Genomic DNA, 11,345 nt, shown 5'->3' with positions numbered 1-11,345 from the left:
CCTAGGCGGCCGCGGGGACGAGTCCGGCGTTGTAGGTGATCCCGGCGAGAGCCCGCTGCCCGTCGGCGTTGGGGTGGAAGTAGTCCCAGGCGCTCAGGTGGTTCAGCGTGAAGGGGTAGGAGAAGACCGCGCCGCCGTCGTACCTGCAGGCCGTGCCGTACAGGGCGCACGCCTGCCTGAGCTGCTCGTTGTAGGCCATCACACGGGCACGCACCCGGTCGCGGCGCGCCTCGTCCCGGCGGTCGGCCGATCCCGCGTTCGCCAGCATCGAGGGGCAGATCCTGCCGATCGCCCAGAACGCGCGGGCCCACTTGCTGGTCCTGCCGACCGACCACAGCCGCTTCAGATCGGGGACGCTGGCGACGAACACGTGCGCGCCCGTCGGCCGCAGCACCGCGAGCGCCGCGTCGATCCGCTGCCGGTAGGTGGCGACCGGCGTCATGGCCGCCTCCGAATCCTGGCAGGCGTCCTGTGCCCCGATCAGGATCGTGACATACTCGGCGCCGGCCGCGGCCGCCTGGCGGGCCTGCGCCGCGAGCTCCGCGCTCGTCGCGCCGGGGACGGCGAAGTTCAGGTTGTGCCCCCTGAGGGCCGGGCTCACCGCCAGCAACCGCAGATAGTGGCTGTCGACGCCCGAATAGTCACCCGCCGCCCACGAACGTGACGTACACGACACATACCAGCCACAAGCATTGAATCCAGAACTAATAGAGTCCCCCAGCGCGGCCATTACCCTGGGCATCGCCTGCCGCGAGGTCCGCGCGTGGGCTGTGCCGGTTCCCACGAGGACCGACGCGACGACGACGGCTGCGAGCTTCTTGATCATGAACACCTCCGGGAGACCAAACCTAGAGATCGCGCGGAGGATCGGTCAGTGACCACAAGGGGAGCTCAGGCTTCCATGACCAACTTCCTATCGGTGCTTGACACGGCCGTCCCGGCGTCCGGGGGTCGGTGTCGAACGTGTTCAGTTCCTGCGTAAAGTGAGGCAAATGAGTGTCGCGCTGATCCGCCCCCTCACGGTTCGCACGGTCGCCGTACGCGATCCGGACGATCTGCTCTCGCGCCTTCCCGGCGCGGGGCCGTACGCCTGGGTCAGGCACGGCGAGGGTCTCGTCGGATGGGGCCAGGCCGCCCGCACCACGGTCCCGCCCGGCCCTGGCCGCTTCGAGTGGGCGCGTGAGTGGTTGTCGTCGCTGTTCGACGACGCGTGGATCGACGACGAGGTGGGGATGCCGGGATCCGGCCCCGTGGCGTTCGGGTCGTTCACGTTCGACGCCGGCGCGGAGGGGTCGACCCTGGTGGTGCCCCAGGTGATCCTCGCCCGCTCCGGCGGCCGCGCCTGGCTCACCACCGTCGGCGACGCCGCCGGCGACGCCGTCGCGCCGTTAACCGCCCCTCGGGGGATCACGTACGGCGACGGCTCGCTGAGCGCCCCCGAGTGGCAGGAGCGGGTCGCCAGAGCCGTGCGGAGGATCAGGGCCGGGTCTCTGGACAAGGTCGTGCTGGCCCGCGACCTCCTCGCCACGGCCGACGGGGAGATCGACACTCGCGTGCTGCTTTCACGGCTCGCCCAGCGGTACCCCGAGTGCTACACCTTCTCCGTCGACGGGCTCGTCGGCGCCACCCCCGAACTCCTCGTCCGTCACCGGGGCCAGTCGATCGAGTCCCTGGTCCTCGCGGGCACCATCGCGCGCGGCTCGTCCCCCGCCGACGACGCCGCCCGCGGCGCCGCGCTCATGGCCTCGGAGAAGGACCGCCACGAGCACGTCTGCGCCGTCGTGTCCGTCAAGGAGGCGCTGGCCCCCCTGTGCGCCGCCCTCGAAGTACCGGCCGAGCCGGAACTCCTCGTGCTCCCCAACGTGCAGCATCTCGCCAGCCGGGTGACCGGCCGCCTGTCCGACGGCGCCTCGGTGCTCGACGTGGTGGCCGCCATGCACCCCACGGCCGCCGTGGGAGGCACGCCCACCGAGATGGCCCTCAGCGTGATCGGCGAACTGGAGGGCATGGACCGCGGCCGCTACGCGGGGCCCGTGGGATGGATCGACTCACGCGGCGACGGCGAGTGGGGCATCGCCCTGCGCTGCGCCCAGATCTCCGGCGCCCGCGCCCGCCTGTTCGCCGGCTGCGGCATCATGGCCGGGTCCGACCCGGTCGCGGAGCTCGCCGAGGCACAGGCGAAGTTCCGCGCCATGCAGTATGCGCTGGAGGGCTGAGCCCCGCGCCGCCGGGCCGCGGGGGCGCGCCTTCCTCAGCGGGCCTGGTAGACGAGGCCGCCGAACTCCACCGCCGCGCGCCCCGCGGTTGCCGTCGCCAGCCACTCCCCGAAGGCCGGCAGCCCGTCTTGAGGAACGGCGACCTCGAAGGTGACGCCGGCCCCGTAGGCCACGCCCCGCAACGCGTACGGCGAGGCCCGCAGATCGTTGTCCAGACGGCCGGCGTGGGCGTGGCCGATCGTCACCGTCGCCACGGTCGCCGGGACCATCGTCACGCTCTCCGCACGGTCGAGCGTCTCTCCCACCGCGCCGCCGTAAGCCCGGGCGAGACCGCCCGCGCCCAGCAGCACGCCCCCGAAGTGACGGGTGACCACGGCGACGACGTCGGCGAAGCCCCGGCGAGCGAGCATCTCCAGCATGGGCGTGCCCGCCGTTCCCCCCGGCTCTCCGTCGTCGTCCGCCTTCCGGATCCGGTCGCCGATGACGTAGGCCGTGCAGTTGTGCGTGGCGTCGGCGTGCCGGCGGCGGATCCCGGCGATGAACGCGCGGGCCGCCTCCTCCGTGTCCGTGGGGGCGAGCGCGCAGATGAAGCGCGAGCGGCGCACCTCGATCTCGTGCTCGGTGATGTTCTTGATCGTCAGGTACGGCGCGGCCACCGCGTCAGGCTACACACCCCATGAACTCAGCCCGCGCGCCCGTCACGTCCCCGGGCCGCGGGCCCCTCCCACCGCAGACCGGGCAGATTCACCACGATGGCCTCCTGCGTGCTCCGCGCGATGACGACGATCGCCTCGTGGTCCGGGTCGGGGTTCTCCTCACGGTGCGGGACGAACGGCGGGACGAAGACGAAGTCGCCCGGCCGCGCGTCGATCCGGGTCTCACGTGGCTCCTCGCCCTCCATGTCGAGGAAGACGAACGAGGGGGTGCCGCTCACGACGTAGATCGCGGTCTCGGACGCACCGTGGTGGTGGTCGGCGGAGACGGTCGCCGGCGCCACGTGGGTCTGGCCCATCCACAGTCCCGAGGAGTGCACGCCGGCTCCGCTGATGGCGGCGAGGCGGCGCATGCCCGGTGTCTGCGCCGTCTCCGGCGTGAGCGCCGCGGGCGCGATGTGGTGCAGTCGCCGGTGGAACGGGTCTTCCGGCAGGGTCGGGCCGTCCGCCATCGAGATCCTCCTCCTTCTCCGTGTCCCTGGAGTCGTCCCCAGTCCGTCAATCATGAAGCCACGCGCGTGCCGGGCCGCCGTTCGCCAGGGGACCGGTTGTCTCCGGCGGGAGGGTGGCGCGCACCACCCCGGCTCCTTTACAAAGTAGATTCACAGGGTGAGGCGCGCGTAGTTGGCCGCCAGGTATCGCATTACTTTCTCGCCCGTGTTCTTTGTCCGGACATTCCACGCCGATAAGATCGATCCGGCTGAGGAGGAGAACATGAGCGAGCTCCAGATCGACCTCGACCGGTCGAGCCCGGTGCCCCTCTACTTCCAGGTCGCCGAGCAGATCTCCGAAGCCATCAGGCGCGGCGACCTCCCGCCCGGTTCCCGGCTCGACAACGAGATCCTGCTCGCCGACCGCCTGGGCCTGTCGCGGCCGACGGTCCGCCAGGCCATCCAGTACCTCGTCGACAAGGGCCTGCTCGTCCGCAAGCGAGGCGTCGGCACCCAGGTCGTGCACGGCCAGGTGAAGCGGTCGGTCGAGCTGACGAGCCTCTACGACGACCTCCGCAGAGCCGGCCAGGAGCCGGCGACCACCGTCCTCGCCATCGAGACCGTCGCCTCCGACGAGGAGATCGCCGAGGTGCTCGGCCTCCCCACCGGAACCCAGGTGCTCAGGATCGAGCGCGTCCGCTACGCCTCGGGAGAGCCCCTCGCCCTGCTGCACAACTGGCTGCCGCCCGGGCCCGCCTCCCTCACCGCTGAGGCGCTGGAGGAGCGGGGCCTCTACGAGGTGCTGCGGGCGGCCGGGGTCCGGCTGAGGGTCGCCAACCAGCGGATCGGCGCCAAGTCAGCGAGCCCCGCCGAGGCCCGCCTGCTCGGCGAGCGCCGCGGCGCCCCCTTGATCACGATGGCCCGCACGACGTACGACGACCAGGGCAGGGCCGTCGAGCACGGATCACACGTCTACCGCGCTTCGCACTACTCGCTGGAGGTGACGCTGATCGAGCGGTGACCCGGCACGAGATCAGGCCCCGACGGCCTCGGCCGCGGCGGCCTCCTCCTCGGCGGCGACCGACTTGGCCGCCTTGCGCTTGATCCACATCGTGGTCGCGATGCCGAAGATCACCGCCACGCCCAGGCCGGCCCAGGAGAAGTTCTTCATCCACTTGTCGGCGACCACGCCCAGGTAGTAGACGCCCGCCGTGGTGCCGCCCGCCCACAGGACGCCGCCCAGCACGTTCGCGATGACGAAACGCCAGTACGGCATGCGCAGCGCCCCGGCGAGGGGGCCGGCGAGGATGCGCAGCAAGGCGACGAACCTGCCGAAGAACACCGCCCACATGCCCCACCGGTGGAAGACCTGCTCCGCCTTGGCGATGTGCGCCGGCCCGAAGTGTTTGGGGAACCGCCGGCCGAGCCGGTCGAACAGCGGCTGCCCGCCCTTGCGGCCGATGAAGTAGCCGATCGAGTCCCCCACGATCGCCCCCGCGCTCGCGCAGATCCCGACGACGAGCGGATGGACGACACCCTGGGCCGCCAGCAGCGCGGAGCTCACCAGCACGATCTCCCCGGGCAGGGGGATCCCGAGGCTCTCGAGGCCGACCACCAGGCTCACGAGGACGTAGACCCAGACCGAGGGAATGGTCTGCAACCACTCGTCGACGACGTGCATGTCACTCCACTCTGTCCGGGCGAACCAGGTACATCATGCCGAAGCGCCCAAGTCGGCGCATCCATCTCGAGTATCAACGCGGATTCGGCCACGAGGACGAGTCCCAGGCCCGTTTCTGTGCCCGTTTCCTAGGCCGTTTCGCCCCGGGCCCGCATCGCCTCCCGTACGGCGTCGCGCATCGCGATGTGGACGGCCGCGTTCTCCGCGCGGTCCGTGCGGACCTCGACCATCCGCAGGCCGTCTCCCTTGATCGCCCTCGGCAGGTCGTCGATGTCCTCCACCAGCGTGTGGGGCACGCCGCTCGCCGCCGCGACGTAGCCGAGGTCCACGCCGTGCGGAGTGCCGAAGACCCGCTCGAACGGCCCCTCGAGAGCCGCCTGAGGCAGCAGCGAGAAGATCCCTCCGCCGTCGTTGTTCACGACCACCAGGCACAGGTCGGGCCGCGGCTCACGAGGGCCGAGCACCAGCCCGTTCTGGTCGTGCAGCAGCGTCAGGTCGCCGATCAGCGCATACGTGGGCCCGTTGTGGGCGAGGGCGGCGCCCATCGCCGTGGAGACGAGCCCGTCGATCCCCGACGCCCCGCGGTTGGCCATCAGGCGCAGCCCCCGGCGGGGCCGCATGGTCTGGTCGAGCTCCCTGATCGGCGTCGACGACCCGCAGAACAGCAGCGAGCCGTTGGGGAGCAGTCCGGCGAGGTCGCGGGCCAGGCGCGGCTCCGTCAGCCCCGCGGAGGCGAGCACGCCGTCGATCGCGTCCCTCGCCACGTGGTCGGCCTCCCGCCAGGACCTCAGCCACGAGTCGTCGCCCGCCGCGATGGGGATCTCCACGGCCTGGGCCACCTGCGTGGCCGACCTCGTCGGGTCGGGCCAGCGCGTGAGGTCGCTCGCGACGACGATGTGCTCGTCTGCGCGGCGCAACCACGACATCAGCGGCCTGGACAGGCCGGGACGCCCGAGGGTCACCACCACGTCGGGACGGTGGGCCCGCGCGAACTCCGGGTCGGACAGCAGGAAGTGATAGGCGGAGACGGCGTGGTCGCCGTACCGGCCGCCGCCGTTGGGCTCGGACAGGACCGGCCAGCCGGCCATGCCCGCCGCGGCGACGTAGCGCCGGACCCCGGGTGCGCCGTCGCCCACGACGAGCACGCCCCTGCGGGTCGGCGGGATGTGCAGCGCGGACGCGGGCGGCGCGACCCTGGCCCTGATCCACGCCCCTCCGGCGTCGCCGTCGAGCGACTCGCACCAGGTGGTGTCGCCGTCCGGGATCAGCGGCTCCCTGAACGCCACGTTCAGGTGGACCGGGCCCGGGTCCGTCGGTCCAAGCGCCCGCTGGTAGGCCCGCCCGGCGAGCGACCGCCAGTAGGCCACCTGCCCGGGCCGGTCCTCGGGCACGCCGATCTCGGCGTACCAGCGCACGGCCGAGCCGTACAGCTTGACCTGGTCGATGGTCTGGTTGGCCCCGGTGCCCCGCAACTCGGCCGGCCGGTCGGCGGTCAGCACGAGCAGCGGCACGCCCGACTCGGAGGCCTCGATGACGGCCGGGTGGAAGTTCGCCGCCGCCGTGCCCGACGTGCAGATCACCGCCACCGGCCGCTCCGACCGCTTCGCCAGCCCGAGCGCGAGGAACGACGCCGACCTCTCGTCGATGCGCACGTGCAGCCGGAGACGGGACTCCGCGTGGACGGCCAGCGCGAGCGGCGCCGAGCGTGATCCCGGCGCGAGGACGACGTCGGTCACCCCGCAGCGGACGAGTTCGTCTGCCAGCACGGTGGCGAGCGCGGTGGCTGGGTTCACGGCCGCGGCCCCGCGATCCGCCTGTCGGCTCGGCGTCCCTCCCGGGACGGGTCGGCGATCATCCCCATCTACGGGCGGCGGGGGAACTTCGAGAAGTCGGGGGTGCGCTTCTCCTTGAAGGCGTCGCGACCCTCCTGGGCCTCCTCGCTCATGTAGTACAGGAGCGTGGCGTCACCAGCGAACTGCTGCATGCCCGCGGCGCCGTCGGTCACCGCGTTGAGCGCGCCCTTGAGCATCCGCAGGGCGAGCGGCGACTTCTCCAGCAGCTCGCGCGCCCACTGGACGGTCTCCTCCTCCAGCCGCTCGAGCGGGACGACGGCGTTGACGAGTCCCCACTGCAGGGCGGTCTGCGCGTCGTACTGTCGGCAGAGGTACCAGATCTCGCGGGCCCGCTTGAGCCCGACGGTCTCGGCGAGCAGCCAGGAGCCGTAGCCGCCGTCGAACGAGCCCACCTTGGGGCCCGTCTGTCCGAACTTGGCGTTGTCCGCGGCGATCGTCAGGTCGCAGCAGACGTGCAGGACGTGGCCGCCGCCGATCGCGTAGCCCGCCACCATCGCGATGACCGGCTTGGGGCAGCGGCGGATCTGGACCTGGAGGTCGAGGACGTTGAGCCGGCCGATGCCGTGCGTCTTGTCGTCGACGTACCCGTCGTCACCGCGGATCTTCTGATCGCCGCCCGAGCAGAACGCCTTGTCCCCCGCGCCGGTGAAGATGATCACACCGACCTCCGGGTCCTCCTGGGCGACGTTGAACGCGTCCCGGAGTTCGAAGAGGGTCGTCGGGCGGAACGCGTTGTGCCGCTCGGGCCGGTTGATGGTGATCTTCGCGATGCCTTCCACCGTCTCGTAGACGATGTCCTCGTAATCGCCGGACCGCTTCCAGTCGAGCCCGATGGCCACGCTCGCTCCTCAATCGTCGTGTCGGCGGCCGTCAGGTGTCGGCCCCCGAACCGGACGCGCCCGTACCCGGACTAACCTTACGACCGTGCCGACCCCATTTGGACAGCGACCGGTCCACGCCCTGCTCATGCCACCGGGGCCCGCCCTGTTCGACGCCGTACGGCACGCCCTGTCCGGGGATGGACCCGCCGTGCTGCCGCTCTCCCCCGACCTGCCGCGACCCGCGCTGGAGGCGGCGCTCGCCACTCTGCGGCCCACGCACGTCGTCACCCCCGACGGCGTACGGCGGGAGCCCGGCGGCGTGCCCACCGACGCGACTGTGATCATCGCCACATCGGGGTCGACCGGGGCGCCGAAGGGCGTCGAGCTGACGGCCTCCGCGCTCACGTCGTCGGCGCGGGCGTCGCTCACCCGGGTGGGGGCGCGGGAGGGCGAGCGCTGGTTGTGCTGCCTGCCCCCGGCGCACATCTCGGGGATGCAGGTGCTGATCAGGTCGCTGCTCAGCGGGACCGATCCGATCATCCATGGGCGGTTCGTCCCCGGCGACGTCGCCGCGAGCGGCGCCGACCACGTGTCCCTCGTGCCGACCCAGCTCAGGCGGCTGCTCGACACGGGCGCCGACGTCTCGGCCTTCCGCACGATCCTCCTGGGCGGGGCGGCCGCTCCACCCGGCCTGATCGCGGAGGCCACCCGGGCCGGCGCCCGGATCGTCACGACCTACGGCATGAGCGAGACCAGCGGCGGATGCGTGTACGACGGCGTCCCCCTTGACAATGTAGATCTCGAAATCGGCGGCGACGGCCGCGTCCGGATCGCCGGGCCCGTCCTCTTCTCCGGATACCGCCTGCGTGAGGACGCCCCCTTCGACGGGAGGTGGTTCGTCACCTCCGATCTCGGGGTCGTCGCCGACGGCCGGCTCTCCGTGCTCGGCCGGGCCGACGACGTCATCAACACCGGCGGCCAGAAGGTCGTCGCGGGGGTCGTGGCGGAGGTCCTCGCCGCCCACCCGGGAGTGCGGGACGTCGCCGTCGTCGGCAGGCCCGACCCCGAATGGGGTGAGATCGTCGTGGCGGTCGTCGTCGGCGACGCCACCCTGGAGGATCTCCGTTCTTTCGCCAGGGAGCGGCTGCCCGCCTACGCCGCCCCGCGCGCCGTGGAGATCGTGACCGCCATCCCGCTCCTGGGCAACGGCAAACCCGATCTCGCCGCCCTCAGGGAGCCGTCCCGGCGATAGCCCGCCGCCGCGCCTGGCCCGCCGTACCCGGGGTCCCCGGGAACAAACTGCGGCCACCGGCGTTATTGCTACTGGTGCGCGCGCCGTGCCGCCGCCACCCACCCGACCACCGCACGTATGAGAACTCCGTAAAGGAGGAGGTGCCTTCATGCCCCGCACTGCCGTGGCGACCGCGCCCGACAGCGAGGTTTCCCCGACGACCCTCGGCCGGCTTCTGGACCAAGGGCGAGAGCAGGGTCACCTTTCCCTGTCGGAACTCCGCGAGGCGTTTGCCCGGTTCGGGGTCAGCCCCACCGAGGGCCGCTCGATCCTCAGCGAGCTCGCCGAGGCAGGCGTGAAGCTGGCCTCGGAGGACGACACCGCCGTGCCTCCCCAGAGCGCAGGAAAGAAGACCCCCGCGCGGAAGACCCGCAGGGCCGCCGCGACCGCCGCCACCCGCCGTTCCGCCGGGAAGACGGCCGCCCCCGCTGACGAGCAGGCCGACGATCGGCCCGAGGACGAGGACTGGTCGCCCGAGGACGCCGAGCACACCGGGACGGCCGACCTGGACGACAACACGTCCGTCATGGGCGACTCGGTGCACACCTACCTGAAGTCGATCGGCCGCCGCACCCTGCTGACCGCCGCGCAGGAGGTCGAGCTGGCCAAGCGCATCGAGGCCGGGCTCTACGCGGAGTACAAGCTCGAGACCGCCCTGGAGAGCGGCGCGAAGCTCGCCCCGGGCGTCCGCGAGGATCTCGAGTGGGTCATCGACGACGGCAAGCGCGCCAAGGACCACATGCTGGAGGCCAACCTCCGCCTCGTCGTGTCGGTCGCCAAGAAGTACACCGACCGCGGCATGGCCCTCCTCGACGTCGTCCAGGAGGGGAACCTCGGCCTGATCCGGGCCGTGGAGAAGTTCGACTACACCAAGGGCTACAAGTTCTCCACGTACGCCATGTGGTGGATCAGGCAGGCGATCCAGCGCGGCTTCGCCGACTCCGCCCGGACGATCCGCCTCCCCGTCCACGTGCTGGAGATGTTGTCCAAGCTGTCGCGGGTCGAGCGTGACATGCACCAGCGTCTCGGCCGCGAGCCCACCCCGGAGGAGCTGGCGGTGGAGCTCGACAAGACGCCCGACCAGATCGAGGAGCTGCTCCGCACGAGCAGGCAGCCGATCAGCCTCGACTCCACGATCGGCGAGGACGGCGAGACCCGGATCGGCGACCTGATCGAGGACGTGGACTCCCCTGAGGCGTCCGAGGTGGTCGACCGCCAGTTGCTGGCCGAGCAGCTCAAGGGCGTACTGGGCAACCTGTCCCCGCGTGAGGCGAAGATCATGAGCCTCCGTTTCGGGCTGACGGACGGCAAGCCGCACACTCTCGACGAGATCGGCAGGCACCTGGGTCTCACCCGGGAGCGGATCCGCCAGCTGGAGAAGGAGTCGCTCTCCAAGCTCCGCCACCCGAGCAACGCCCGCCCGCTGCTCGACTGGGCGAGCTGACCCGCAGAACTGAAACGCAGGGCTCGCGCCGCACCGGCGCGGGCCCGTTCTGCGTCTCGGGCGTCCCCGGCGTTTCCGGGCGCCCGCGACGTCAGGCCCGCGCGATGATCGAGAACACGGCGCCGCAGGGGTCGTCCACGACGGCCACCCGCCCGGCCCCGATGTCGAACGGCGGGACGGACACCACTCCGCCCAGTCCGGCGACCTTCGCGCAGGAAGCGTCGCAGTCGCCGACGGCGAAGTACGCCATCCAGTGGGCGGGGATCTCCGCCGGCCACGCCTCGTTCATCTCGACCATGCCGGCGACGGCTCCGCCGTCCGTCTCGAAGTCCGTGTAGGTGCTGGAGCCGCCGGCGAACGGCCGTCCACGGCCGCGCCATCCGAACAACCGGCCGTAGAAGGCGGCGGCCCGGCGGGTGTCGCGCACGGCGAGCTCGCTCCAGCAGAGCGTCCCCGGCACGCCGGTGATCGCGGCGCCGGGGAACCCTCCGGCCTGCCACACCGCCAGGGCCGCGCCCGCCGGATCGGTGAGGAAGGCGCTCCTGCCGTGATCGGCGATCTCCAGCGGTCCCGCGGTGAGGCCGCCGCCGGCCTCGACGGCCAGTTTCGCGGTGAGATCCGCGTCCCGCACCGCGACGTACGTCGTCCACCAGCGCGGCCCGTCGTCGGTGGCCGGGCCGACGCCGGCCACCGGCTCGCCGCGCAAACGGGCCACGGCGTGGTCCCCGCGTCCGGGCACGGCGGCGAAGTCCCATCCGAAGAGTTCGGCGTAGAAGTCCTTCGCCGCGCCCACGTCGGGGCTGCCGAGATCCACCCAGCAGGGAGTCCCTGGCGTGAACGCGACGTTCTCCGACATGGCCGGCCCCTTCACCCGTGCGGCGACGGCGCTCACCGT

Annotated in this window: 11 protein-coding genes; 4 read left to right on the top strand and 7 right to left on the bottom strand. The window is 71.9% G+C overall.

Annotation, left to right across the window (positions count from 1 at the left end):
• Nucleotide 1: 1 nt before the first annotated feature.
• Nucleotides 2–826 carry a GDSL-type esterase/lipase family protein gene (locus Pka01_RS18120; protein WP_203883950.1) on the bottom strand — a complete coding sequence of 275 codons (825 nt, stop codon included), beginning with the start codon at nucleotides 824–826 and terminating at the stop codon, nucleotides 2–4.
• Between the two features lie 166 nt (nucleotides 827–992).
• Here Pka01_RS18120 and Pka01_RS18115 point away from each other — a divergent pair, with 166 nt between their 5' ends.
• Nucleotides 993–2,216: an isochorismate synthase gene (locus Pka01_RS18115; RefSeq protein WP_203883949.1), complete on the top strand. Its 1,224-nt coding sequence runs from the start codon at nucleotides 993–995 to the stop codon at nucleotides 2,214–2,216.
• Between the two features lie 35 nt (nucleotides 2,217–2,251).
• Here Pka01_RS18115 and Pka01_RS18110 read toward each other — a convergent pair whose 3' ends face one another.
• Nucleotides 2,252–2,872, bottom strand: a complete 621-nt coding sequence (locus Pka01_RS18110; RefSeq protein ID WP_203883948.1) for a YigZ family protein — start codon at nucleotides 2,870–2,872, stop codon at nucleotides 2,252–2,254.
• 26 nt (nucleotides 2,873–2,898) lie between these two features.
• Nucleotides 2,899–3,381 carry a cupin domain-containing protein gene (locus tag Pka01_RS18105; RefSeq protein WP_203883947.1) on the bottom strand — a complete coding sequence of 161 codons (483 nt, stop codon included), beginning with the start codon at nucleotides 3,379–3,381 and terminating at the stop codon, nucleotides 2,899–2,901.
• A gap of 262 nt (nucleotides 3,382–3,643) precedes the next feature.
• Here Pka01_RS18105 and Pka01_RS18100 point away from each other — a divergent pair, with 262 nt between their 5' ends.
• On the top strand, nucleotides 3,644–4,381 hold the full coding sequence (locus Pka01_RS18100) for a GntR family transcriptional regulator (RefSeq protein WP_203883946.1): 738 nt from the start codon (nucleotides 3,644–3,646) through the stop codon (nucleotides 4,379–4,381).
• 12 nt (nucleotides 4,382–4,393) lie between these two features.
• Here the strand turns inward: Pka01_RS18100 and Pka01_RS18095 are convergent, their stop codons facing one another.
• The 3 genes from Pka01_RS18095 to menB all read right to left on the bottom strand — a co-directional run bounded on the left by Pka01_RS18095 (nucleotide 4,394) and on the right by menB (nucleotide 7,733).
• Entirely contained in the window at nucleotides 4,394–5,041 is a 648-nt protein-coding gene (locus Pka01_RS18095) for a DedA family protein (protein WP_203883945.1), read from the bottom strand.
• 128 nt (nucleotides 5,042–5,169) lie between these two features.
• Entirely contained in the window at nucleotides 5,170–6,834 is a 1,665-nt protein-coding gene (gene menD, locus Pka01_RS18090) for a 2-succinyl-5-enolpyruvyl-6-hydroxy-3-cyclohexene-1-carboxylic-acid synthase (RefSeq protein ID WP_203883944.1), read from the bottom strand.
• A 68-nt stretch (nucleotides 6,835–6,902) separates the two neighbouring features.
• Nucleotides 6,903–7,733, bottom strand: a complete 831-nt coding sequence (gene menB / locus Pka01_RS18085; RefSeq protein WP_203883943.1) for a 1,4-dihydroxy-2-naphthoyl-CoA synthase — start codon at nucleotides 7,731–7,733, stop codon at nucleotides 6,903–6,905.
• A gap of 127 nt (nucleotides 7,734–7,860) precedes the next feature.
• Here menB and Pka01_RS18080 point away from each other — a divergent pair, with 127 nt between their 5' ends.
• The gene (locus Pka01_RS18080) at nucleotides 7,861–8,967 is read left to right on the top strand and encodes an AMP-binding protein (protein ID WP_203883976.1); all 1,107 of its coding nucleotides are present in this window, start codon (nucleotides 7,861–7,863) and stop codon (nucleotides 8,965–8,967) included.
• 148 nt (nucleotides 8,968–9,115) lie between these two features.
• Nucleotides 9,116–10,450, top strand: coding sequence for an RNA polymerase sigma factor (locus Pka01_RS18075; protein WP_203883942.1), 1,335 nt, complete (start codon nucleotides 9,116–9,118; stop codon nucleotides 10,448–10,450).
• Between the two features lie 91 nt (nucleotides 10,451–10,541).
• Here the strand turns inward: Pka01_RS18075 and Pka01_RS18070 are convergent, their stop codons facing one another.
• The gene (locus Pka01_RS18070; protein ID WP_203883941.1) at nucleotides 10,542–11,306 is read right to left on the bottom strand and encodes a VOC family protein; all 765 of its coding nucleotides are present in this window, start codon (nucleotides 11,304–11,306) and stop codon (nucleotides 10,542–10,544) included.
• Between the last annotated feature and the right edge of the window lie 39 nt (nucleotides 11,307–11,345).

This window comes from Planotetraspora kaengkrachanensis (genome assembly GCF_016862895.1).
In the GTDB taxonomy this organism is placed as follows: domain Bacteria; phylum Actinomycetota; class Actinomycetes; order Streptosporangiales; family Streptosporangiaceae; genus Planotetraspora; species Planotetraspora kaengkrachanensis.
The sequence above is the reverse complement of the archived record's forward strand: the minus strand, read 5'-3'. Positions and strand labels throughout refer to the sequence as shown.